Origin of the sequence: Streptomyces roseolus (assembly GCF_014649855.1) — a bacterium.
In the GTDB taxonomy this organism is placed as follows: domain Bacteria; phylum Actinomycetota; class Actinomycetes; order Streptomycetales; family Streptomycetaceae; genus Streptomyces; species Streptomyces roseolus.
In genome coordinates this window covers 90598-115728 of sequence record NZ_BMTV01000014.1, presented here as the reverse complement: position 1 = coordinate 115728, position 25131 = coordinate 90598, and the positions used below count along the sequence as shown (strand labels likewise).

Here is a 25131-nt window from a genome sequence, read left to right as displayed (position 1 = left end):
TCCGTGTACGGCTCACACCAGACCGAGCGATCAAGTACGACGCACCGTTCGCCGACGCGCGTCGAAGGTCGGGCCAGGACGGGTCGGGGCGCGGACGCCGTGTCCGCGCCCCGGGAGGTCAGGACGTGGCGCAGGCCGCGCCGTCGAGGGTGAAGGCGGCCGGGGCCGGGTTCGTCGCGCCCTTGGTTCCGATGAAGCCGATGGTGACCGAACCGGACGGAGGGATCGTGGCGGTGTACGAGGCGGGCGTCACCCGGACCGCGCTGCCGGTCTGGGTGGCGGTGCCGCCCCACGCCTGGGCGACGGTCTGCCCGGCGGTGAAGGAGAAGCCGAGCGTCCAGCCCTGGACGGGGGTGGTGCCGGTGTTCCGCAGGACGACCTCGCCCTGGAAACCGCCCGGCCATTCGCCGACGACGCGGTAGCCGACGGCGCAGCTCGCGCCGGGGACGGAGGTGCCCTCGTCGGTGGTGACATCGACGGAGGCCGAGCGAGCGGAACGGTTGCCCGCCGCGTCGCGCGCGTAGACGGCGAAGGTGTACGTGGTGTCGGCGGCAAGACCCGTGACGGTGACCCCGGGGGTGGTGGTGGCCGCGACCGGCGTCTCGGTGGCGCCGCTCACCCGGACGACGTCGTAGCCCGTGACCCCGGTGTCGTCGGTGGCCGCCGCCCAGGTCAGGGAGGCGGAGTCGGCGGTGACGTCGGTGGCGGCGAGTGCGCCGGGGGCGGTCGGGGCCTGAGTGTCCTGGGAGCCGCCGCCGAAGACCGTGGCCTCCCGCGAGGTCTGGGCTATGCCGTTCGCGCCGTGGAAGATCCGCTCGCCCCAGCCGCTGAGGCGGCTCGGGTCGAAGTCGACGGCGAGGTCGAGGACGGGATCGGTGTTGCCGCTCCAGGACCAGGCGAGGTAGCCGAGGCGGAGCTCCTCGGCAGCGGCCATCATGGTGTCCTCGTCGGGGTCGCCCCACTGGTCGGCGGGGCCTCCGAACTCCCCGATGAGGATCGGGAGCCGGGCGGCGGTGAACGCCCCCAGGTAGTCCCGGATCTCCTGCGCGGTGTCGAAGACGCTGTACATGTGGATGGAGAAGACCAGGTTGCCGGTGGTGTCGGCGGCGTACACGGACCGCGCTTCGGCCTTCATGACGCCCTGCCAGTCCTGGCCCCAGTTGGGAGCGTCCACCATGAGGGTGTGCGCGAAGCCGGCGGCGCGGAGCTTCTTCACGGCGGCGATGGTGGGGGCGGTCCAGCCGGCCGGGTCGGCGTTGCCCCACGGCTCGTTGCCGATGTTGACGATGACGTAGTCCTCCTGGCCCGCGAGGACGCTCTTCAGGCCGATCCAGTAGTCGGCCGCCTGGTCGAGGGTGCCCGCGGCCGCCTCCTCGCCGTATCCGGTGGTGTCGTGGACCTCCAGGACACAGATGAGGCGGTTGGCCTTGCAGTCGGCCACGACCGCCTGGACGTCGGCGGGGCTGTTCGCGGACCAGCGGTGGCCGTTGGAGAGCACGACCCGGACCGTGTTGGCGCCGAGGGCCTTGATGTCGGCGAGCGACTGCGTCTCGCCCGGGTACCAGGTGTGGGCGTGGTTGACGCCCCGCATCACGAAGTCGTTGCCGTTGGCCTCCAGCAGCCGTCCGTCGCTGACGTGGAGTCCTGTCGCCACGGCGTCGGCGGTCCTGGCCTGCGCGTCGGCCGCCCCGAGGAGGACGTACGCGAGGAGGGTCGCGATTCCGGTCACGAGGGCGAGGACGGCATGAGGCAGGGGCGCTGCTCGGGTGTTCACGGGGCCTCCGGTCGATGGGGGTCGGCAGGGACGTGGGAGCGCTCCCATAAAGGCATCGCGACGTCGGCCAGTCAAGACCCTGGACAGGTAAGTTCTTTGACTTAGAATCTATTTGATGATGCGTCAGGCATTTCTGACGCATGCGCCTCCGGAACGTCCGACGGGCATCCGGCGCACGAGCCGGGCCGTCGCCCCGGGGCCGGGGGCCCGGGGCCCCGGGGGCGAACACTGCGCCCCCTTCCCTCATAGCGGAGCTTGCCCGCCGCCTCCCGTGGTCCGGGGGGAAGGCTCAGCGGAGCAGCAGGCCGCGGATCGCCCCGGTGATCTCGCCGGGTGCCTCCTCGGCCATGAAGTGGCCCGCGCCGGTCAGCCGGTGGCCCAGGTCCGGCGCCCACGCGTGCCAGACCTCGGCGGCGTCGTGGCCCAGTCGCGCGCCCCAGTCCTGCTGGACGACCGTCACGGGCGTGGCCGGCTGAGAACCGGCGTCCTGGTCCGCCCGGTCGTGTGTGACATCGATGCCCGCCGAGGCCCGGTAGTCCGCGACGATCGACGCCACGGCCGCGGCGCTCGCCCGCAGGTACGCGGATCGGACCGGTTCCGGCATGGCGGCCGGGTCCCCGGCCCGGGCTCGCGGCGGCACGGGACGCGATCGGGTCCGAGGTCCTCGACCTGGCCGCCCGGCACGAGCTGCCGAGCTTCACCGTGCTCGGCCGGCTCGTCCGCCTGCAATCCGCCTCCGCCCTCGGCGACCTCGACGCCGCGACCGCGCATGCCGAGCCGCCGAGCAGCTCGCCCTCAGCACCGAGGCCTCTCTCGTCCCCGTGCTCACCGGCTGGTTCCGGGCCCGGGCCACGGCCGCCCGCAGTACCGGACCGGGCGGGCCGACCGCCGCCACGGCCGCGGCGCGCCACCGAGCCGCCGAGGACGCCCTCGCCGCGACAGGGGGCATGCCGGGGCCGCCGTCCCGGACGGTCAGGGCCGGCCCGGTCCGGCGGGGAGCCCCCGGGCCTGGACCGATCCGTCGTCACGTGGGGGTCCGGGCCCCGTCCGTACGGGGCCGTCCTGAGCGGAGTGCCGACCCGGGCGAGTCGCCTCCGATCCGGGCCGGGGAGAGGCCGGACGTGGGAGGGTGGGGGCATGCCGGTTCCCGTGATTCTCGACTGCGATCCCGGTCACGACGACGCGTTCAACATCCTCCTCGCCGCGGCCCACCCCGCGGTCGAGCTGCTCGCCATCACCACCGTCGCGGGCAACCAGACGGTGGAGAAGACCACGCTCAACGCCCGGCGGGTGTGCGCGGCGGCCGGGATCCGGGGCGTGCCGATCGCCGCGGGTCGCGCCCGGCCGCTGCGCGGACCGGGCCGGGTCGCCGAGGACATCCACGGCGCCTCGGGGCTCGACGGCCCCGATTTCGGCACGGCCGAGCCGGACGTGCCGCAGGACCCGCGCGACGCGCTCACCCTGCTGCGGGACGTCCTTCTGGCCCACCCGGAGCCGGTGACGCTCGTGCCGACCGGGCCGCTCACCAACATCGCGGTGCTCCTGCTCGCGCATCCCGAACTCGCCGCCCGCATCGGGGGGATCGTGCTCATGGGCGGATCGACGGAACGGGGGAACACCACGCCCGCGGCCGAGTTCAACGTCCTGTGCGACCCGGAGGCGGCCGACATCGTCTTCCGCAGCGGGCTGCCGGTGACGATGTTCGGCCTCAACGCGACCCACCAGGTGCGGGCCACCCCCGAGGTGATCGCCCGGATCGCCGCCCTCGGCACCCCGCTGAGCCGGCTCTGCGTCGAACTGCTCACCTCCTTCGCCTCCGCCTACCGCGAGGTGTTCGGCTTCGACGCGCCCCCGCTGCACGATCCGCTCACGGTCGCCCACCTGATCGACCCGGCGCTGGCCGGTGTCGTCCGGGCGGCGGTGACGGTGGAGCTGAACGGGACGTACACCCGGGGCGCGACGGTGGTGGACCTGCACGGGGTGACGGGCCTGCCGGCCGGCGTCGACGTCGCGACCGACATCGACGCGGACCGGTTCTGGGACCTGATCGTGGAGGCCGTGCGCACGCTCGGCGGGCCCGCCGGACCCTGAACCCGGCCTACGGCTGGGCGTCGAGCCGGCTCAGCTGGTGCCCGTAGAGCACCCGCTGGCAGTAGTCGGTGCCCACCGGATCGGCGGCGTCCCGGTTCGCGGTGCAGTCGGACGCCGACCCCGGGCGGTGTTCGGAGAGGGACCACAGGCGGCCGGTGCCGCGCTCCAGGTAGAGGTCCTCGGCGCCCCGGGCGGTTTTGACGGCCTGGCCGTCCTGGACCAGCCGACCGTCGTTCCACCGGTACCGCCAGAGGTTGCCGGGCTCGTCCGTGCCCTTGGACTCGTTGACGTACAGCGTGCCGCCGTTCGCCGCCGCTCCCTGCGCGCCGCCGCCGGCCAGGGGCAGGTAGTTGGCCCAGCCCTCCGCGAGCACGTCGGCGGAGCGTCCCTCCAGGGCCGCGACGGGGTACGAGGCGATGCGGCCGGTGGACGGGTAGCCGGTCTGCGGACGGCAGTACTCGCCCATCAGCAGCCGGTCCGGGGTGGTGCTGCGGTCGAGCGAGATGTACGACGCCTTCGGGGCGCCGGTCGAGACGCAGGCGTAGGAGCCCTTGGGGTTGCTCTGGGTCGCCTTGAACTTCCAGGCGGCGACCTGCGGCATCACATAGCGGTAGCCGAAGCTGTACCAGACGTTGTCGTGCCGGCCGACCTTCGTCTTGTCCTGGACGTCGGCGGTCGTCCGCACGCCGTCGGTGTCGGCGCCCATCGCGTCGTGCGTGGCGGGGTCGCCGTCCGGGTCCAGGTCCATGATGGTGCGCATGTCGAAGACGCGCAGGCCGTTGCGGGTGTCGGCGACGTAGAGGTAGTTGCCGTACCAGACGATCCCGCCGGCGTGGACGCCCTTCTGGATCGGGTACTCGGCGGCGTGCAGCCCGTCGAAGGAGACGTGCCCGGCGGAGTTCACGTAGGTCCAGCCCAGCAGGACGTGCCGGTACTTGGTCTCGACGCCGCCGGTGGCGGGATTGGTCCGGGTCTGGACGAAGGTGATCCGGACGCCCTTCTGGTTGCAGGCGTCGTCGGCGGCCAGTTCGGCGGCGGTGCAGTCGCCCGTCGCCGGGTCCGGGTCGGTCTCGCGGCCCGGGTCCCAGCCGTCGTACGAGGCGAAGAGCCGGATGTTCCCGGCCTCCCCCCACAGTTCGTTGTCCTTGGCGTCGGAGACGCCGGTGATGCCCTGGGGCACCCATTCGCGCGAGACGGAGTCGTCGTTCTGGAGGCAGTACTTGACGTCGGGGTCGGGCGCGGTGCCGAACGGGTCGCGGGAGCACCACGGTTCGGCCGTGCGGTTGGCCCCGGCGAGGAGGTTCTGCACGCCCGACTTGGGCAGGACGGCGTCCAGCCGGGCGACCCGGGCGGTGGTCTCGGCGTTGAGCGCGCCGGGCGACAGCGTGAAGTCCCCGGGCGAGGCCGCGCCGCCGGGCGAGGTCCAGGCGGTGGTCGAGAACGGCGCGGGCGCGGCCTCGGCCGTGCGGGGCTCCTGGACCGTGGGATCCGTGCCGGGCGCGTCCTCGGCCTGGGCCGGGGCCACCAGGCCGGTGAACGCGAGCGAGGCCGCGACGGCGGCGGTGAACCAGGCGCGGTGTACTCGCCTTGAGGGCATGTGAGGGTGCCTCCGTACTCATGTGCGGGATAAGTGAGACGGAGGCTTCCAGAACGCCGGAGCAGCTCGCAAGCCTGACCGACACGGCGTCAGGGGCGTTGTGGGGAGGTGGACTTGACGGGGCTTCGGGCGACTTCACGGCCCCGGGCCCAGGGCACGGGCGATCACGGGAGGCCCGGGCCCCCGCGAACCGGCGCAGGACCTTCCCCTGATCCGCACATGATCCACACAGTGGGTGTGCGCCGTCGGCCGCGACGGGAGTGGCAGCCGACGGCCACGGCGGCTGGCTCGCTCCGGTGATCACGAACCGGGCGGCGTGGCCGCCGTCCATGGCGCGCGGACCGTGTCACGGGGCACACCGGCGGAAAGTCCACCGCCCCGCACACCGCGGCCCACCACGGCCTGCGGGCCCAGCACGGCGACGGCGCCGCCCGACAGGCATGCGGCCTCCCGGAGCACCGCGCCGCGGGGTGGCCGGCCAGGCCTGGGCGGGAGGGCGCTCAGCAGCAGTGGCAGTCCTCGACAGCGGGTCGACGGCTTGGAACCGCTTTCGGGCGGGAACGCGGTCGTCGACCGCGAGGGCCGTGACCGGGGACGGTCGGTCCGGAGGACGTGCGGGAGCCGTCCCCGGGCGGAAAGCGGCCGTCACCCGTTTCTCCGGTCGTCCCGCCGGCCGTGCTCGGGCCGGCTGGTCGTCCCGGGAGGGCGACGGCGCGCCTGCCGCCTTTCCTCACCGGTCCGGCGCCTGCGCCTCCCCCAGACTGATCGCCTGGACGGGACAGGCGCGGGCCGCCTCGCGGACCAGGGTCCCGCCCGCTCCGTCCTCGCGGCCGGGCAGGACGGTGCCGAAGCCGTCGTCGTCCTGGGTGAAGACATCGGGAGAGACCAGGGCGCACTGGCCCGCCCCCATGCAGACGTCCGGGTCGATGGAGATGCGCACCGGTGGGCTTTCCTTTCTCGTGGAGCCGGATCCGGGCCCGGCGGGGGCGCTCACCAGGCGACGGGGAGTTCCAGCATCCCCTGGATCGTGTCGCCCGGCTTGAAGGGGATCTCCTCGGCGGGCGCCGCCAGTCGCAGGCCCGGCAGGCGCCGCAGCAGCGTGCCGAGGGCGATCTCCAGTTCCGCGCGCGCCAGGTTCTGGCCCAGGCACTGGTGGATGCCGAAGCCGAAGGCGACGTGATGCCGGGCCGTGCGCTCCCAGTCCAGTGCGTCCGGGTCGGCGTAGACCGCGTCGTCACGGTTGATGAGGGAGGTGGAGAACACCACCCCCTCACCGGCGCGGATGACCGTCCCGTCGATCTCCAGGTCCTCACGGGCCACGCGCAGCATGCCGTCCGCGATCGACAGGAACCGCAGGAGCTCCTCCACGGCCGTCGGCAGCAGGCTCGGATCCGCTCGGAGCTGCGCCGTCCTCTCGGGGTGGCGCAGCAGCGTGTACGTCCCCAGGGAGATCATGTTGGCAGTGGTCTCGTGCCCCGCGACAAGCAGGATGGTCGCCAGCTGCACCAGCTCCTCGCGGTCGGGACCGCCCTCGCGCGCCTGCCGTGCGACCAGGTCGTCCAGGACGCCCTCGCCGGGCTTGGCGCGCTTGCCGTCGATGAGGTCGCCGAGGTAGCCCTCCAGCCGGGCCAGCGCGTCCTCGATGTCCTCTCCCGTCGGGCCGCGGAGCAGCCGTCGGGACTGTTCCTCGAAGAAGTCGTGGTCCTCGTACGGCACGCCCAGCAGGTCACAGATGACGATCGAGGGCACCGGCAGCGCGAACGCGCTCACCAGCTCGGCCGGCGGACCCGCCGCCTCCATGGCGTCGAGCAGCCGGTCCACGGTCGCCTGGATCCGGGGACGCATGCCGTCCGTGCGCTTGAGCGAGAAGCTCGGGATCAGCATCCTGCGCTGGGCGTTGTGCTCGGGGTCGTCCCACCCGAGGAGCGCGGCGCGCCGACGGCTGCGGAGGGCCTGGGCCCGTTCCGTGGGGATCGGGAAGTCCGGGTGGGTGGAATCGGTGGACAGGCGCTGATCGGCCAACAGGGCCCGCGCGGTCCGGTGTCCGGTCACGAACCACACTTCCCGGCCGTCCCACAGGGTGACCCGGGACAGGGGACGGTCCTGGCGCAGGGGGTCGTAGGCGACCGGGGGGTGGTAGGGGCAGGATCGGCTCTGGGGAAAGGCGACGGTTTCTTCCGTTGTCGTCATCGGGAACCTCGCAGACGGCAGATCGTTGGCTCCGGCGTTGGCGCCACCTCCACTACATGCCTCAGGCATCTACTTGGTCTACGCGGAGTTCGGCCAATCCCCCGGAACGGGTGGCACCGTTCCGGCGGGCGGGCGACAGGGCGATGCGCGGCGCCCGGGGACCGTCCCCGTGGGGGCGGGGGCAGGTTTCGAGCCGGGGCGGGCAGCGGTCGGCACCAGCGGCGCGATCGCGCCGATGCCGACCGTCTGCGTCCGGCAGTGACGTCGGGTACTCCGTGGGGTCGTGGAGCGGCAGCGTGCGCGCGAGGCGCGCGGCCTCACGCCCTCTCGTCGGTGGCCGACCGGCAGCGGCCGCGGTCGGCCTGGCGCGGGGGCTCGATCTCCCGCTTGAGGATCTTTCCGGTGGCGCCCTTGGGGAGTTCGTCCAGGAGCCAGACCACGCGCGGGTACTTGTACGCGGCGACCTGGCCGCGTACGAACTCGCGGAGCTCGTCGGGGGTGGCGGTGGCGCCTTCGTGGAGGGCGACGGCCGCGCCGACCTCCTCGCCGAGTTCGTCGTGGGGCAGGCCGATGACGGCCGCCTCGGCGACGTCGGGGTGCTCGTAGAGGACCTCTTCGATCTCGCGCGGGTAGACGTTGTAGCCGCCGCGGATGACGAGGTCCTTCTTGCGGTCGACGACGGAGAGGTAGCCGTCCTCGTCGACGCGGCCGAGGTCGCCGGTGCGGAGCCAGCCGTCCACGAGGGCTTCGGCGGTGGCGCCGGGGTGGTTCCAGTAGCCCTTCATCACGTTGTGGCCGCGTACGCAGATCTCGCCGATGCCGTCCTTCACGGCGTCCAGGCGGATCTCGACGCCCTGGAGCGGGGTGCCGACGGTGCCGGCCTTCCGGGGGCGGTCCGGGTGGTTGAAGGTGGCGACCGGCGAGGTCTCCGACATGCCGTAGCCTTCGAGGACGGGGCTGCCGAAGGCCTTCTCGAAGCCGTGCAGGACCTCTACGGGCAGCGACGATCCGCCGGAGGCGCACAGGCGCAGGGCGGAGACGTCGTGGGCGTCGGGGGCGCGGTGGCGGGCGGCGAGGAGCGCGGCGAACATCGTGGGGACGCCCAGGAACACGGTGACCTCACGGGACGCGAGGGCGTCGAGCGCGGCCTGCGGCTCGAAGCGGGGCAGCAGGGTGAGGCGGGCACCGGCGGAGACGGCCGTGTTCATCCCGCAGGTCTGGCCGAAGGTGTGGAAGAGCGGGAGGCAGCCGAGGACGACGTCCTCCGGTCGCAGGTCGAAGAGGTCGCGGGCGCACAGCTCGGTGTTGCGGGCGATGTTGTCGTGGGAGAGTTCGGCGCCCTTGGGCTTGCCGGTGGTGCCGGAGGTGTAGAGGATCACGGCGGTGTCCTGGCCTCCGCCGGCCGAGACCGTGACCGGGTCGGGGTGGTCGGCGAGCAGACCGGTGAGGGCGCCGGGCGCCACGGGGACGACCACGGTGCCGGAGTGCTCGGCGCCCTTCTCGGCCTCGGCGGCGACCGCGTCGAAGACGAAGAGCAGTTCGGCACCGGAGTCCTGGAGGTGGTGGGCGATCTCGCGGGCCTTCAGGAGCGGGTTCATCGGCACGACGACGGCGCCGGCCCGCAGCGTTCCGTAGTACAGGGCGGGGAACTCGATCAGGTTGGGCAGCATCACGCCGACCCGGTCGCCGGGGCGCACGCCGCGGGCGCCGAGCATGGCGGCGACGCGGCCGACGGTCGCGTCGAGCTCGGTGTAGGAGATCCGGGTGGTACCCAGTTCGACGGCGGTGCGGTGGCCGTGCTCGGCCGCGCCGCGGCTGACGAGGTCGGCGAGGTTCATCGGAGGTCCTCTCGGGAGGGGATGAGGGGTGGTGGGGGCGCCGGCGGGTCAGCCGCGCAGTGCGGACGCGAAGACGCCCGGGAGTTTGGCGAGGGAGGGCGCCGCGGTGAAGGCGGTGACGCGGCGGATCGTGGTGAGGGCCGTCTTGTTGGTGACGTAGAACGGCGGTCGCGGTGAGAGCGAGGGCGATCCGGTGAACAGGCCGCGGGGCGCGGGGGCGAACGGGGCCCGCAGCACGGTCTTCTCCACGTCCCGCAGCATGAAGGCGTTGTGGACGAAGCCGATGCCCGAGCCGATGTCCTGGCGGGTGTGACCGGGGTGGGCGCCCCAGGGGGTGTAGCCGAGCAGGAAGCCGATCGCCGACCAGCAGTTGACGCCGAGGGTCCCGTAACGGAGGGCGTCGATGGCCTGGATCACCTGCTGGGGGTGGCTCTTCTCGGTCCGGGGATGGACGAGGAGGGTGGCGCCCAGGGTGCCGGGGAGGACGTCGTTGGCGAAGGCGACGGCTTCCTTCAGGAAGGCGGCCGGGTCGGCGCCCGGAAGACGGACGACGGCGAGCGCGCTGGCGAAGACCTCTCCGGTGAGCAGCGGGTCGTTCCGGTCGGTGACGTCGGGGACCAGGAGGCGGCAGCCGTCGGCGCCGAGCACTTCGGTCCGCGGGTGCGCGGCGCGGACGGCGGCGAGGCGCTCCGTGGCGCCGGGGTAGTAGTCGGTGCGGGGCGGGAGGGCCCGCAGGACGGCGCGTATCTCGGTGAGGAGCGTGTCCGTGCCGTCCCAGTCGGCGGGCACGACGAGGACCTGGCTGGCGATGCAGTTGTGCCCGGAGTTGTTCATCTTGCTGGTGACGATGTGCTCGGCCTGGTGGCGGAAGTCGGCGGGGGTCCAGGGGCCGGGGGTGACGATGCAGGGGCTGACGCCTCCCAGTTCGCTGGTGAACTCCTTGTCGAGGAGGGGCGTGTCGTCGCGGCGGCGCTCCTCGGCCCGCTCGTCGGTGCCCCACACGAGGGCGTCGTGGGTGCGTTCGCTGCCGGTGACGTGGAGGGTGTCGATCCCGTCGTGGGCCGCGAGGTAGGCGCCCTCGGCGGCGCCGCCGGCGACGAAGCGGACCCAGCCGCGGGCGGTGAACTCGGCGAAGATCTCGGCGAAGTGGGGGCGGAGGTAGTCGTTGACCGGGTTCATCTTGGCGATGACGACCTGGTTCTCCGCGTACAGCTTGTGAAGGATGTCCAGGGCGGTGATCGCGGCGACGTTGCCCGCGCCGAGGACGAGGGAGACCCGGGGCCGGGGCGCCCGGCCCCGGTAGGGGCCGGCCGCGCGGTCGCGTGTCTGGCGCGGGGTGATGCCCGGGCGGATGTGCACCTCGGCGGTGAAGCCGTTGAGCAGGAGGCGGTCCCAGCCGGTGGCGGGGAAGACGTCGACGACCGTACGGCCCCGGCGTTCTCGGACGGCGTGGGCGGGCAGGGGTTCCTGGCCGGCGGCTGTCCGGCGCAGCACGTGCAGCAGCGCGCCGACATTCTGGGTCATGGCCCAGGGGGCGCCGATCCAGTCCTCGGCGGCGACGGGGGAATCGGGGCCGTACCCCTTCGCGCGGGCGCTCGCCTCGACCATGTCGGCGGCCCGGGCGGTGATGCGCGGCAGCATCCGTTCCAGCAGGGCGACGCGTTCGGCGAGCGGGGTGGCGGCCCAGCCGTCCCGGCCGGCGCGCAGGTCGGCGACGGCTCGGTCGAGGGCTTCGGTGTCGACGAGGGGGGTGGTCACAGGGGCTCCAGGGAAGCGGCTCGGGTCACTTGCGGAGGTGGAGACTGTTCGGGTCACGTGCGGAGGTGGAGGCGGGCGGCGTCGCGGGCCGGGTCGACGAGCGTGAGCGAGGCGACGGCGCCGACGGAGAGCAGGGCGCCGGAGAGGAGGACGGCGCTTTGGTAGCCGGCGTTGCCTTGGGTGTCGACGAGTCCGCCGACGACGACCGGTGCGATCAGGCCGGCGGTGGTGACCAGGGCGTTCATCGTGCCGAGGGCGCCCCCGCGACGGCGGGGCGGGGCGAGTTCGGCGATGGTGGTCGCCGCGATGGTGGCGTAGGAGCCGCCGGCACCGAGGCCGAGGGCGAGCAGCGCCGTCTTCGCGGTGGTGGTGTCGACGAGCGGGACGCAGAACAGGCCGACGGCGCCGATCAGGAGCATCACCCCGCCGATTCGGCCCCGGGCCGTACGGCTGCTGACGCCGCGCCGCATCAACCGGCCGGTGAGCACCGCCTGGCCGAGCAGGACGACCGCGCCGACGGCCCAGGGGGCGGCCACGAGGGTGCCGGCGGTGTCGGCCGCGTAGCCGAGCCCGTTGCGCAGGTAGGACGGGAGCCAGGCGACCATCAGGCCGACGATCCAGTAGCTGGTGAAGTAGGCCAGGGTGACGCCGGCCCAGGTTCGGGTGGCGAGGACGCGGCGGTATCCGGGATCGTGTCCGTCGGCGTCGGCCGGGGCCGGTGACGTGCGCGGCGGGGAATCGGGACGGGAAACGGGACGGGAATCCGTAGGAGAGGCGGTCGCGGCGGCGAGGGAGACGTCGGGGGCATCGGAGACGCCGGGGGCGTCGTCGGTCCGGAAGGGGCCGTCGCCGCCGGACAGCAGCCACAGCACCGACCAGGCGGCACCCACGGCGGCGACCGCCCAGAGGGCGGCGCGCCAGCCGTGTTCCTGGATGACCCAGCTCAGGCCCGGTGCGGCGGTGATGACGCCGAGGGTGACGCCGAGGGTGACCAGTGCGCCGGGCAGGTTGCGGCGGCGGTCGGGGAACCAGGACAGGGCGGCCTGCTGGGCGACGGGGAAGGCGGGGCCCTCGGCCGCGCCGAGGACGAGGCGGGAGCCGATCAGGACGGCGAGTCCGCCGCCGATCGCCGGCGGGATCTGGGCCAGCGACCACAGGACCGCCATGGCCAGCAGGAGCCAACGGGCGGTGACGCGGTCGGCGAGCAGCAGGCCGACGAGGGCTCCCGACAGGGAGAACAGCAGGAAGAAGGCGCTGTTGGCCAGGCCGAACTGGGTTGCGGTGAGGCCGAGATCGGCGCGGATCTCGTCGGCGGCGAGGCCCAGTACGGACTTGTCCGCGAAGTTGACCATCATGAAGACGACGAGCAGGCCGGTGACGGTCCAGGCGCGGCGTCCGGGGTTCTTCGTCGTGGAAACGGTACCGCTCGACGGTCGGGGTTCGGTCTCTGCGGCGGTCACGGGGTCCTCCGGGGGTGCCGGGCTGCGGGTGCGCGGGAGGGCTCTCGGCGGCGGGCGCCGCCGAGAACCGCGGGTTCGGCGATGGGGCGTCGTACGGGTCAGGACAGAGGGACGCCGGCGATGGCGATGCGTTCCATGACGCGGCGCTGCGGGTAGTAGTCGTTGACCGCGTAGTGCTGGACCGCGATGTTGTCCCAGATCGCGATCGAGCCGGGCTCCCAGTGGAAGCGGATCTGGAACTCGGGGATGCGCGCCTGGAGGACGAGGACGTCGAGAAGGTCGCGGTTCTCGGCCTCCGACAGGCCCTTGATGTACCGGGTGAAGGGCTCGTTGACGTACAGGGTCTTGCGGCCGCTGCGGGGGTGGCGGACCACTACGGGGTGTTCGACCTGCGGCCAGCTCTCGCGGAAGGCGGCCTTCTGCCCGTCGTTCATCAGCGCGCCCCAGCTGGCCTCCCAGTCGTGGACGGCGGTGAGGTCCTCGATGCGCGCCTTCAGGTCCTCGGGGAGGTTGTCGTAGGCGGCGGCCATGTCGGCCCACAGGGTGTCGCCGCCGGCTTCGGGCACCTCGACGGCGCGCAGCACGGCGCCGAGGGACGGGTTGGCCATGAAGGAGTGGTCGCTGTGCCAGATGTTCTTGTTGCCGGCGGCCTTGGCGTCCTTGGCGAGGCGGGAGATGCCCGCGTCACCGGACTTGGGGAAGAAGGGGTTGGGCTCGGTGGGGCCCCAGACGGCGGCGAGCGCCTGGTGGTGGTCGGCGGTGAAGCCGTGCTGGTCCCGGAAGAAGATCACCTTCCATTCGAGGAGGGCCTGGCGGAGCTCCTCGGCGAGGTCGTCGGTGAGGGGGCGGGTCAGGTCGACATCGGTCAGGACGGCGCCGAAGTGCGGGGTCATCGGCTTGACGCCGAAGAGGGTGTAGGCGGCGGGGGCGGTTCCGGGCGCGGTGCGGTGCAGCTCGCGCCGCCCGTAGTGCATCAGGGGCTTGTCGAGGAGGGGCTTGGGGTCGCTGACGGCGTCGGTGATCATGCGGTTCCTCTTCGGGGGAGGTGGTGGGTGGTGGGCCGGCATGGCGCACGGCGGGACGTTCCCTGGGGACGGCCGGGGTGACGGTTCGCGTGAACAGCGGTTCACCAAATTCGTTACTCGGAGTATCGATATTCGGGTGCGGCTCGGCAAGGGGGTGTCACCGAAAATTTGCCGGACGCGCACGGCGGGGGCTTCACACGCGGGACCGCCGGAGCGATCGCCGGGCCGCCGGGCCGCCGTCAGGCCCGCGCGGCGCGCTCGGCCCGCCCTCGCCGCCGGAACCCCTCACGCCCGGCGGCCGCTCGCCCTTCCCCCTTCGGACTCCCGCCACTGAGGCAGTGGCCGTCAGCCCTCGGCGCCGACGGCCCGGGCCACCATCCAGTCCCCCACCACGGAGACAGCCGCCGTCAGCCCTCGGCTCCGACGGCCCGGGCCACCATGTCGACCACCGCGTCCACCAGCCCCGTGTCCGGCGCGTCCTGCTCGGCCAGCATGCGGAAGAGCAGCGAGCCGGCGACGAGGGTCGCGGCCGCCGCCACGTCGGTGTCGGGGCGTACGTCACCGCGGGCGATGCCCCGCTCCAGAATGCGCCGGGTCTCGCCGGTGACCCGGCTGGTGTAGGCGCCGTAGGCCCTCCGCGCGACGCCGGCCTCGGCCGCGGCGCCGATCACGCCCGCGAGGAGCCGGTCGATGCCCGGCGCGCGGTACTGCCGCAGCCGTGCGGTGAGCAGCTCCCGCAGTTCGTCGCGGAAGTTCCCCAGGTCCGGTACGGCGAGGGCCCCTACCCGGGACTCGGCCGCCGCGATGACCAGGTCCTGCTTGGTGGGCCACCGCCGGTAGATGGCGGGCTTGCTGACCTGGGCCCGGGCGGCGACGGCCGTCATGGTGAGCTCCGCCATGCCGCGCTCCGCGACGAGTTCGACCACCGCGTTCAGCACGGCACCGGCCATCCCCTCGTCCCGTGGCCTGCCCGGCCCCTTGCTCTCCATGTCCGCGCCCGACTGCCTGTTGGTCATGGCCCAACCCTATGAGCCGGGCGGCCGAGCCCGTGACCCGACGCCGGATGTCGGGGGCGACGCGTCCGCCTCCCCCGCCACGGATCCGCGCCTGGGACGTGCTTGTTCGGAACCCCGGAACGGTGACTCGCTCCGTCCCGCAGTCCGCCGCGAGAGCCATGCGGGGCGGCGACGACTCGACGCCGCCCACGCTCCGGCCCGCCACCGCCACCGCCACCGAGCTCGGCCACACGGTCCGAACCGCCCTCGCCATCAGCTTCGTCACGGAGCATGACGTCACTGCTCAAACGGCCGAACGGACATGCGATCACACGGTCACGCGGTCGCATTTCGACGGAACCAGCCGCTGAACGCCTGCTCTCCCGCCTCGGCCGAGCGCCGCTCGGCCCGCTCCAGGACCTTCTCGGCCTGCGCCCGCCACGTTGCCGCGTCCGCGCGCGGCGGCGGCAGGAACGGGCCTCGTTCCGGCGCTTCCGCGGCGGCCCCGAAGAAGTCGCCGCCCTTGCGCTTGAAGTCGTCCGTTCCCCACGCGCGGCCGGAGCCGTGGCGAGGCACCTTCTGCAGGTGCGGAATGTGCTTGGCGCAGTGGATGTACGCCTCCTCCACCGCGACCACCACCCACACCTGTGCCCGGCGGCCGGGCACGGGGTCGAACGCGAGTCCGGCGTACGCGCCGCGCATCTCCTCGTCGGCCACGACCCGGGCCGTGCCGTTGACGTGGAGCCCGATGCGGTCCTGGAGGAAGTCCATCATCAGGAGGCCGACATGGGGGTTCTCCTCGATGTTGCCGAGGCTGGCCTGGACTCCGTTGCCGCGGTACTCGGGGTAGGTCAGCGTCCGGTCGTCGAGGACGTGGAGGAAGCCGGGCGGGCCGGCGCGGAAGGTGTTGTCGCACTCGCCGTGCCTGTCGGCGGTCGCCAGGAAGAACATCTCCTGGCGCGCCACGAACTCCCGCATCCGGATGTTGAGCCGGTCGAGGACCTGCTCGGCGTAGAACTTGTCGGCGCGCTCGGTGGTGCCCGTGCGCTGCTGGACCAGATGCTCCCCGTCGCTCCCCGGGCGGGTGGTGCGCAGGGGCGCCGCCTGCCGGTGCTCGGTCTGTTCGAACGTGCTCAATTCCTTGCCCCGACCAGTTCTTCGATGGAGTCGTGCCGTATGCGGTGGGTGGGGATGCCGATGCCCACCAGGGTGTCGACGCCGCGACGGATCATGCCGGGCGGGCCGGACAGGTACGCGTCGTAGGCGTGCCAGGGGCCGTACTCGCAGACGGCTTCCGGGAGCCGGTCGCCGAGGGCGCCGAGGCGGCCGTCGTCGACGACCGGCCGGACCGAGAGCCACGGGTGCGACTGCTGCATGCGGAGCATGGCCTCGATGTCGTACAGGTCGTGGTCGCGGCGCGCTCCGTAGAACACGTGGACGGAACGGCGGTGGCCGTTCTGGGCCACGTCCTCGACGAGGGCCTTGATGGGCGCGATGCCGGTGCCGCCGCCGAGGCAGAGCAGTCCGTTGTCGGTGTTGTGGTCCACGGTCATGGATCCGACGGGGGCGCCGAGACGGATCACGTCTCCCGGACGGGCGCGGTGCACGAGGGCGTTGGAGACCCAGCCCGCCGGCACGGCCTTGACGTGGAACGAGAGCAGCCCGTCGGCGCGGGGCGCGGAGGCGAAGGAGTAGTGCCGCCAGACGCGCGGCCACCAGGGCGTCTCGAGGGCGGCGTACTGGCCGGCGAGGAAGGGATAGGGCTGGTCGGGACGGACGGTCACGACCGCGATGTCCGGCGTCCGCATCTCGTGCGCCACGACCTCCGCCTGCCACCAGGCGGGGGCGCGCAGCTCGTCCTGGGCCGCCGCGTCGATCATGATCTGGGAGATCGTGGTGTAGGCGCCGACCCAGGCGGCCTCGGTTCGCGGCCCCCAGCTCTGGGGGGCATGGCGGGAGAGCGCGCCGATGAGGCACTCGCCGACGGCGGGGTAGTGCTCGGGGAGGGTGCCGTACTTCCGGTGCCCGCGGCCGAGGTGGGACAGGTACGTCGTCAGGGTCTCGGTGTCCTCCGCATGGGTCGCGGCGGTGAGCAGCGCCCTGAAGAGGCGATCGCGCTGGGCGTCCATCGCCGCGGGGAAGAGGGCCCGCAGGTCGGGGTGGCGGAGGAAGAGCAGGGCGTAGAAGTGCGAGGTGACCTTGTCGGCGATCGGCTCGATCTCGGCCATGGTGCGGCGCAGGAGAGCCGTGGGGGACATGTCCTCGGGGGCGGGCGCCGGGGTCGGGGCGGGCGCGGGTGCCGGCTCGGAAGCCAGGCCCTGGGTCCGGTGCGGCGCGAACCTCTGAGCCTGGGGCGGGACCCGTTCCGACGTCAGGGTCCGGGCCTGTGCCGGTACTTCGCGGTGCGCTGCGGCCTGGGCCGGTGACTCGTGTGCCGTACGCGTCCGGTCGGTACCACCGCCCACCGGACGTATCGGCGTGACGGGGCGGCTGGGTATCCGGCCTTCCGCGTCCCGGGGCGCCTCCCCCTGGTGCTGCCGGGGGCTTCGGCCGAACCAGCCCGCGTCCCGACTGCCGCCGGTGCTGTCGCCGGACCTGTCTTCGCCGGCCGACGTGGTGGTCGGAGCATCCATCGGTTTGCCTCGCCTCGAACATCTTTCGGTTGGTCTTCGTACCGGGTCCGCGTGCGCCCCGTTTTCTTCCCCATCGGAATTCCCGGCGTTTTGCCCCATCTCTTCAAAACCAGTGGCATACACCGCACTTGATGCGCGACGGATGTCCAGGTGTTCGAACGAGATCGACCATACCCCGCTTCCACGCATCCATGAGCGAGACCTTCGATCAAAGCACCGGTATGGAGTTCTGGCTGGTCAGCGCCGTGTATGGACTCAGGATCTCGACCTCCGTCACGAGTTACCGACGAGTTCGAGCGATACGACAAGACGTCCGCCAGCCGATGGCGAGGAATTCATCGACGAAAAAAGGGAGACGCGATCAGAACTCCTCACAGAGGGCGCGCAGATCCTTCACGATTCTCTCACTGGGCCTTTTCAGGCCCCGGCTCGCCGTCGTCAGGCAATGAGCTGAAACACGGTGGTCGACGCGTCGGCAGTCTTGTCGCCACCGGTGAAGCAGTGGGCCGCTGCGGTGCCGGACCGCTCCGGACGCCGCGCACGCCGCTGGTCCGTCGTCAGCGGGCCCCGTAGCGGCGGGCGGGGGCGGGGAAGCCGTCGTGACGGGCGACGGTGGCCACGTGGAGGGCAACGAGGAGGACGAGCGTTCTCCGGATGAGCGCGGCCGAGAACGGCGCCGGCGGCGACGGCCTGCAGGAGCGCTCCCGCACCGCCGCACGGCCCGTCCTCGCGACGCAGCGTGTCGTGGAGCGCCTCGACGCCGGGGCGCGGGAGAAGGATTCGGTCGCCGCACCGGGGTCCGATGGTCCGGGCAGTCGGTGAGTCGACTGTCCGGTGCTCCGCCAGGCGGCGTGGACGCCGGGTGCCACGGCGGTGTCATCGCGCATGCATGACCTTGGCCGGCCTCGGCTTCCCCAGCCGCGTCCCGCCCGCCCGGAGGGCCGACCCGGCTGCCTCCGGACGGGCCGCACCACCGCCCTGCCGCTCCGGAACGCCGAGAGCCGACAACGTCCCGCTACCGGCCACCACGCCCTCGGAACCGACGGCCCCGGCGCACGGGAGGGACGGCGACACGAACATGGGGACGGCGGCGGGCGGCTCGCGCACGGTCCGCATGCCGTGGCAGCGGGCGCCGTCGGGGTCGGTGAGTTCCCTGTCCTCGTTGTCCAGTCCTTCTTGTCGGTCGGTGTCGGCGCCGTCCCATGGTGTTCGTCCTCGTCGGCATCCCACCCCGGAAAGGCTGCCACGGACGAGCGGTCCACGGCCGTGGAGAAGCCGTCGGCCGGTGAGCCGTGTGCGCTGCCCGCCTCCTGCGACGGTGCGACGGTGGAGACGTACGCGAGCCGTTGCTCCTCGTAGGCGGCCGCGGCGCGTGTCCGGCCGAGGGTCCGGCTGCGCGGCGGTCCCGGCCGGGCACCGCCCCTCCACCTCGTCCTCCCGGCGGTCGAGGATGACGTACGCTCGCTCGACCGCCGCCTCCCCCGCGCCGGAGTCGGGTCCGGCCGACGCCGCCGGTGAGCAGCCTCCGGGTGCCGCCGCCGTGCCGTGCGGCGGCCGAACGCTCCCCAGGGCAGTCTCTTGTCCCGTCGTCAGGTCGCGATGGCTCACCCGCTCGGACAACGGCGCGCGGAACACGCGCCGTTCCGCAGGACGCACCGGGGAGGAACCGCTTCACGCCCGAAGCCGGCTTCCTCGTATCCCGTCGGCGGACAGCGGTCGGCGGTCGGCGCACAACGGGATCGGCCCGTCGCAGACCGCCTCGGCTCGCGGTCGACGAGAGCGCCTCGCCGTGCTCATGCCGGCCTGGGCGCCTCCCCGTTCCGGCCCCGTCGAAGCCGTGGCGCCTCTGCGCCGGTACCACGCGGCGGGGTGCCGGACCCTCGGAAGGTCCAGTAATGCCCCAGTAACGCGCTCCTCCTAGCGTGTGGCACCGCCCGGTGCGTGCCGGTGAGAACCACCTGGCCGGCCGGGGTCCCCCCGTTGCGAAGAAGCGAGTTCCCTTTGATGAATGTCTCCCGCACACCCCGGCGCCGGGGCAGCGCGTGGGCGGCGGTCGCCCTCGTGGCCGTGCTCGGCGGCTCGGCCGGCGTGCTCCCCCCGTCCGCCGCCGCCTCCTCCCCCGGTCGGGCGCAGGTCGACGCCGCCGTGCTCGACGCCGTCTCCGCCGGTGAGCGGTCACGGTTCTTCGTCGTCCTGAAGGACCAGGCCGACCTGTCCGCCGCGAAGAAGGCGAAGGGTCACGGCGCCCGCGCGAAGGCCGCCTTCGAGGCGCTCAGGACCGAGGCCGCGGACAGCCAGAGGCCGCTGCGCTCGTTCCTGGACCGCAAGAAGGTCGGGTACGAGCCCTACTGGATCGCGAACGCCCTGCTGGTGACCACCGACGACAAGAACGTCGTCGAGGCGCTCGCCGCCCGCGCGGACGTGGCGCGCCTCGTGAAGGAGCGGACGTACCGGCTCGACGCGGTCGAGGCCGCCACCGCCACCGCGTCCGCCTCCGCCTCCGCCTCCGCCTCCGGGAACACCGTCGCCGCCGACGCGCCCGGTGCCGTCACGCCGGAGTGGGGAATCGCGGACGTCAAGGCCGACCAGGTGTGGGACCAGTACGGCGACCGCGGCGAGGGCGTCGTCATCGCCAACATCGACTCGGGCGTGCAGTACGACCATCCGGCGCTCGTCGGCAACTACCGCGGCAACCTGGGCAACGGCGCCTTCGCCCACGACTACAACTGGTACGACCCGACGGGGCAGTGCGGCGCCTCCGGGACGCCGTGCGACAACAACGGCCACGGCACCCACACCATGGGCACCATGGTCGCCTCCGGCGGCGTCGGCGTCGCGCCCGGCGCGACCTGGATCGCGGCCAAGGGCTGCGAGTCCAGGTCCTGCTCGGACGCGTCGCTGCTCGCCGCCGGGCAGTGGATCCTCGCGCCGACGGACCGCAACGGGCAGAACCCGCGCCCGGACCTCGCCCCCGACATCGTCAACAACTCCTGGGGCGGCGGCAACACCACCTTCTACCAGGACATCGTCGAGGCGTGGAACTCCGCCGGCATCTTCGAGGCCTTCGCGGCCGGCAACGACGGCGACGGCGTGACCTGCTCCACCGCCCACGCCCCCGGCGCGCAGGCTCCGGCCTACGGCGTCGGCGCCTACGACTCCACCGGAAAGATCGCCTCCTTCTCCGGCTTCGGCCCCTCCTCGGTCGACGGCTCGGCGAAGCCGAACATCTCCGCCCCGGGCGTCGACATCCGCTCCACCTGGCCCGGCTCGACGTACAACACCATCAACGGCACGTCGATGGCCACCCCGCACGTCGCGGGCGCCGTCGCGCTGCTCTGGTCCGAGGCTCCCTCGCTGGTCGGGAACATCGACGCCACCCGCGAGCTGCTGAACGACGCCGCCCATGACGTGGACGACACCCACTGCGGCGGCACCGCCGACATGAACAACGTCTGGGGCGAGGGCAGGCTCGACGTCCTGGGCGCCGTCGACGCCGCCCCGCACACCGCGGCCGTCGTCACCGGCCGCGTCACCGACAGGGCCACCGGCACGGGGATCGGCACCATCACCGTCAAGGCGGCCGGCGACGCCGTCACCCGCTCCGTGACGACCACCGCCGACGGTTCGTACCGGCTGACCCTGCCCGCCGGCACCTACTCCCTGACGCTGAGCGGCTACGGCTACGCCACCGCCGGCGAGTCGGGGTACGAGGTCTCCGCGGGGGGCGACACGACGAAGGACTTCGCTCTCGGCGTCGTCCCGCACCACGCCGTCACCGGCACCGTCCTCGACGTCACCGGCAAACCGCTTCCCGGCGCCACCGTGAAGGTCGCGGGCACCCCCGTCCCCTCCGTCACCACCGACGCCACCGGCCGCTTCACCGTCCCGGACGTCGCCGAGGGCTCCTTCACCCTCACCGCCGCCCCCGCCGCCCCGGTGAAGTGCAACGGCTCCTACGCCCGGCCCCTGACGATCGACGGGGACGAGACCGCCACCGTGCGGCTGCCGAACCGCACCGACACGGCCGGCACCTACAGCTGCGCTCCGGTCGCCTCCTCCTGGATCGCGGGCAGCACCAAGATCCCGCTCACCGGTGACGAGGACGCGGCCACCGTGACGCTGCCCTTCCCGGTGCGCTTCCACGACACCACGTACACCAGCGCGTCGGTCACCACCAACGGCCTGGTCAACTTCCTGGCCCCGCGCCTGGGCGACTACAAGAACACCGCTCTGCCCGGCGCCGCGCAGCCCGACGGCGTCGTCGCCGCCTTCTGGGACGACCTGGTCCTGGACCGGAAGTCCAGCGTCCGGACCGCCACCACCGGCTCCCCCGGCGCCCGTCGCTTCGCGATCGTCTGGAACGACGCGGCCTTCGTCGCCGCCCCCACGGTCCGGATCTCCTTCGAGGCCGTCTTCGACGAGGCGAGCGGCGCCGTCACCCTCCAGTACAAGGGGATCGGCTCGAACCCGCTCCAGCGAGGCGCGTCGGCCACCACCGGCATCGAGAACCAGGCCGGCACCGACGGCCTCGGCCACTCCTTCGACTCCGCCGTCCTCAGCGACGCCACCGCAATCCGCTTCACCCCGAAGGGCGCGTGATGAGCAGCATCAACCGACGGGGCCTGCGCCTCGCCTCCGTCCTGGTCGCCGCCGGACTGGCCCTCAGCGCCGCCCCGGTCGCCGCCCAGGCCGACGACTCCGGGCTCCTGACCCTGACCGACACCCAGGCGGAGAAGCTGGCCGGACGCTTCCAGCCCGACGTGTACGGCGACGGGGCCAACGGCCTCGACGCGCTGGACACCGCCCGGGGCGCGCAGGAGACCGCCGAGCAGGAGGCCGCCGAGAGCTCCGACACGGACACGGCCGCCGGCACGGGTACGGGGACGGGGACGGCCGCCGGCACGGGCACGGCCGCCGCATCCGGCGCCCTCAAGATGACCCGCCGCTCGGCCGTCGAGGGCGTCCAGGGCGCCGCCCGCACGATCGCGGTCGGCGGGACCGACGGCGACTACTTCACCGTCCACGCGCTGGGCGTCCTCCAGCGCATGAGCGCCGACGGCAAGCGGCTGTGGAAGCGGGACTCCGCCTCGCTGCACACGGACTGGCAGGTCACCCCGACCCCCCGGGCGGCGAAGGAGCCGTACCCCGCGGCGGTCGTCATGGGCTTCAACGCCGTCAGCCCCTTCGACGCGTCCTCCGACGACGGCTACGCGACCGGGGACCTGACCGGCGACGGCGTCGACGACATCGTCTTCACCGCCAAGGTCGGCGTGCTCCCCTACCGGCCGTTCACCTCGCCGGGATCGACCCTGCCCAACGGCACCTTCGTCACGGTGCTCGACGGCTCCACCGGCAGGACCCTGTGGTCGAAGCTGTACGCCGGCGCGTACAACGTCAAGCTCGTCGGCGAGACCCTCGTGGTCGCGGACTCGCCGTTCTACAACGTCAACTCCCCGGCCGGCTCGAAGACCACGCTCCACGGCATCCGCTTCTCCTACGCCGACGGCCGGCTCACCCCGGCCGACACGTGGACGTACGACGCGGGCACCTACACCGGCGTCGCCTGGGGCTCCCTGGAACCGATCGGCGACGGCCTGCTGGCGGCCTCCTGGAACCAGTCCCGCCGCTACGCCCCCGGCCTCACCCCCAGCGGCCACACCCTGCTGATCGACACGGCGGACGGCAGCGTCCGCTGGGAGAAGTCGGGCCGGAACTACGTCCGCCAGCTGCGCCTCGACGACTCCCGCGGCCGGATCGTCGCCCTGGAACAGTCGGACTACAGCGAGGGCATGACGTACGAGATCGCCGGGTACGCCCTCGCCGACGGCGGCCGCACCGGCCTCGGCACCCGCGTCAACGCCGTGGCCACGGCGATGGAGATCGCCGACGTCCAGGGGGACGACAAGCCGGAGTACACCGTCGCCGAGGCCACGCTCTCCAGCTCGGGACCGTTCCTCGACTCCAGCAGCGTGCGCGCGCTGAACGGCGACGACGCGTCCCCGCTGTGGGCCCGCACGGTCAAGCCGTCCGAGAACAGCGGCGCCGACGCCGGCATCCCGTGGGACCTCCGGGCCGTCGACGGCAGGATCGTCGCCTCGTACCTCGACGACCGGAACTCCACCGTCGCCGCCAACCGCGGCGGCGCCCACCACGCCCGCCTCGCGGTCCTCGCCGGCAACAACGGTGCCGTGAAGTGGGAGAAGCGCGGGATCGTCGGCGCGCAGATCGGCGCGCAGGCGTACGCGAAGGACGGCGGCCGGCGCCTGCGGACCGTCGACACCCACCAGAACATCCACGTCTACAACCTCGCCAACGGCAAGGAGGAGAGCCTCACGCCCCTGCAGGGCCCGGTCTCCTCGGCCGTGGCGCTCGACGTCACCGGCGACCGGAAGCAGGACGTCGTCGTCGGCGGCGTCTCCCGGGGCCTGTTCGCCTACGACGGCCCCTCGACGGTCTCGGGCACGCCGAAGCCGCTGTGGACCGCCACCCTGCCCGGGCAGGTCAACCAGATCGTCAAGGCCGACACCGACGGTGACGGCGACCACGAACTCGTCGTCGCCGCCGACACTGCGGCCGCGATCGTGGACGCCACCACGGGCAAGGTGCTCACCACCATCGACGGCGGTGGCGAGTACGTCCGCAACGTCGTCGCCTCCGACCTCGACGGCGACGGCGCCGCCGAGGTGGCCGTGGCCACCGACAAGGTCCGCGCGTACGAGGGCACCGGCGCCCTGAAGTGGGAGTGGTCCGTCCCGGCGGAGATCGGCACCCCGGCCTTCGCCGACCTGTCGGCCTCCGAGGGCAAGGTCTACGCCCAGTACCAGACCCGCGGCATGGACCCGGCGAGCGCCGGCGTCCCCGTGGGAGGGGTCGGTCTGAACGGCGCGGACGGTTCGGTCGCCTGGTCGTTCGCCCAGAAGGCACCCGCCACCGGCACCACCGGCGCCGTGCTGGGCATCCCGCTGCGCGCCGGCACCTTCGCCGGCCCCGGCATCCCCTACGCCGACGGTCACGCGGTGGTCTTCACCTACGTGGTCCGCGGCGACTCCGCGCAGACCCCGCCGAACCAGCTGGCCATCATGGTCCAGATCCGCGACAGCCGCACCGGCGAGGTGCTGCACGAGTCCAGGGCGGGCGGCTACGCCACCCTCGCCAACTGGTACACGGCCCCCGAGGGCCTGATCGGCAGCAGCCTCGTCTCCCTGCGGACCTACGCGGGCGACCCGACGGCCTGTCAGCAGGTCCTCACGCTCTCCGAGATCCGCAGCAGCGCCCTGGTCACGGGCCCGGAGGGCCGGCGCCTCGTCGTGGCGGGCGGCGAGACCTTCGCCTCGGTCTACGACGCGTCGATCCTCACGTCCGGCGTCCACTACCCGGCCTCCGCCGCCTCCTACGGCGCCCTGGGGGCACGCGAGTTCCTCGCCGCCGACCTCGACGGCGACGGGCGCGAGGAGGTCGTCCTGCTGAACTGGGACGGCTACGGGGCGGACCGCAGCGCCGCCCTCGTCGGCAACGCGGTGATCGGCTCGTACACCGCGCTCCGCTCGATGATCACGCTGACCATCGACAACGCCTGATCCGGCGGGCCGCAGATCCTCTGCGGCCCGCCCGTCCGCCGGCCTCCGCCCACCTGCCCGGGCCTGCCTGCGGCAAGGCCGTGGCCCGCACCTCACCCCTCTCCCCCGCGCCCCGCCCCTCGCCCCTCACCCGTCCGGATCGATGTCGGGCATGCGAGGACGGGCGCCCGGCCCCTCGGACGGCCGCGGCGCG

15 protein-coding genes and 1 pseudogene are annotated in these 25131 nt (G+C 73.1%); 4 read left to right on the top strand and 12 right to left on the bottom strand.

From position 1 onward, the window contains the following. Positions 1 to 118: 118 nt before the first annotated feature. Both IE245_RS18415 and IE245_RS18410 read right to left on the bottom strand, forming a co-directional pair. Positions 119 to 1822 (bottom strand): cellulase family glycosylhydrolase, encoded by a 1704-nt coding sequence (locus IE245_RS18415; RefSeq protein WP_189948863.1) that lies wholly within the window; start codon positions 1820 to 1822, stop codon positions 119 to 121. Between the two features lie 241 nt (positions 1823 to 2063). Continuing rightward, positions 2064 to 2396: pseudogene (locus tag IE245_RS18410) on the bottom strand (alpha/beta hydrolase); the annotation flags it as partial. Between the two features lie 515 nt (positions 2397 to 2911). Between IE245_RS18410 and IE245_RS18405 the strand changes: the two are divergent. Further along, positions 2912 to 3865, top strand: a complete 954-nt coding sequence (locus IE245_RS18405; RefSeq protein WP_189948861.1) for a nucleoside hydrolase — start codon at positions 2912 to 2914, stop codon at positions 3863 to 3865. 7 nt (positions 3866 to 3872) lie between these two features. Here IE245_RS18405 and IE245_RS18400 read toward each other — a convergent pair whose 3' ends face one another. The 10 genes from IE245_RS18400 to IE245_RS18355 form a co-directional block, all read right to left on the bottom strand. Continuing rightward, complete coding sequence (locus tag IE245_RS18400; protein ID WP_189948859.1) at positions 3873 to 5462, bottom strand: hypothetical protein; 1590 nt, start codon at positions 5460 to 5462, stop codon at positions 3873 to 3875. 730 nt (positions 5463 to 6192) lie between these two features. Next, a complete protein-coding gene (locus IE245_RS18395) occupies positions 6193 to 6402 on the bottom strand; it encodes a ferredoxin (RefSeq protein ID WP_189948857.1) in 210 nt (69 codons plus the stop codon). Positions 6403 to 6452: 50 nt separating this feature from the next. Next, entirely contained in the window at positions 6453 to 7652 is a 1200-nt protein-coding gene (locus tag IE245_RS18390) for a cytochrome P450 (protein WP_189948855.1), read from the bottom strand. A 317-nt stretch (positions 7653 to 7969) separates the two neighbouring features. Then, positions 7970 to 9490, bottom strand: a complete 1521-nt coding sequence (locus IE245_RS18385) for a long-chain-fatty-acid--CoA ligase (RefSeq protein ID WP_189948853.1) — start codon at positions 9488 to 9490, stop codon at positions 7970 to 7972. A gap of 48 nt (positions 9491 to 9538) precedes the next feature. After that, positions 9539 to 11248: an aldehyde dehydrogenase family protein gene (locus tag IE245_RS18380; protein ID WP_189948851.1), complete on the bottom strand. Its 1710-nt coding sequence runs from the start codon at positions 11246 to 11248 to the stop codon at positions 9539 to 9541. Between the two features lie 53 nt (positions 11249 to 11301). Beyond that, positions 11302 to 12708: an MFS transporter gene (locus IE245_RS18375; protein ID WP_229851365.1), complete on the bottom strand. Its 1407-nt coding sequence runs from the start codon at positions 12706 to 12708 to the stop codon at positions 11302 to 11304. Positions 12709 to 12806: 98 nt separating this feature from the next. Continuing rightward, positions 12807 to 13733, bottom strand: a complete 927-nt coding sequence (locus IE245_RS18370) for a TauD/TfdA dioxygenase family protein (RefSeq protein WP_189948849.1) — start codon at positions 13731 to 13733, stop codon at positions 12807 to 12809. Positions 13734 to 14140: 407 nt separating this feature from the next. Then, positions 14141 to 14749, bottom strand: coding sequence for a TetR/AcrR family transcriptional regulator (locus IE245_RS18365; protein WP_229851364.1), 609 nt, complete (start codon positions 14747 to 14749; stop codon positions 14141 to 14143). A 315-nt stretch (positions 14750 to 15064) separates the two neighbouring features. Continuing rightward, the gene (locus IE245_RS18360; protein ID WP_229851363.1) at positions 15065 to 15865 is read right to left on the bottom strand and encodes a pyridoxamine 5'-phosphate oxidase family protein; all 801 of its coding nucleotides are present in this window, start codon (positions 15863 to 15865) and stop codon (positions 15065 to 15067) included. After that, entirely contained in the window at positions 15862 to 17361 is a 1500-nt protein-coding gene (locus IE245_RS18355) for a globin domain-containing protein (protein ID WP_189948842.1), read from the bottom strand. The genes IE245_RS18360 and IE245_RS18355 overlap by 4 nt, the downstream gene beginning before the upstream one ends. A 654-nt stretch (positions 17362 to 18015) precedes the next feature. Between IE245_RS18355 and IE245_RS18350 the strand changes: the two genes are divergently transcribed. The 3 genes from IE245_RS18350 to IE245_RS18340 all read left to right on the top strand — a co-directional run bounded on the left by IE245_RS18350 (position 18016) and on the right by IE245_RS18340 (position 24938). After that, on the top strand, positions 18016 to 18183 hold the full coding sequence (locus IE245_RS18350) for a hypothetical protein (protein WP_189948840.1): 168 nt from the start codon (positions 18016 to 18018) through the stop codon (positions 18181 to 18183). A 1182-nt stretch (positions 18184 to 19365) separates the two neighbouring features. Further along, positions 19366 to 21960, top strand: coding sequence for a S8 family serine peptidase (locus IE245_RS18345; RefSeq protein WP_189948838.1), 2595 nt, complete (start codon positions 19366 to 19368; stop codon positions 21958 to 21960). Next, a complete protein-coding gene (locus tag IE245_RS18340; protein WP_189948836.1) occupies positions 21960 to 24938 on the top strand; it encodes a PQQ-binding-like beta-propeller repeat protein in 2979 nt (992 codons plus the stop codon). Before IE245_RS18345 ends, IE245_RS18340 begins: the two co-directional genes overlap by 1 nt. Positions 24939 to 25131 lie beyond the last annotated feature (193 nt).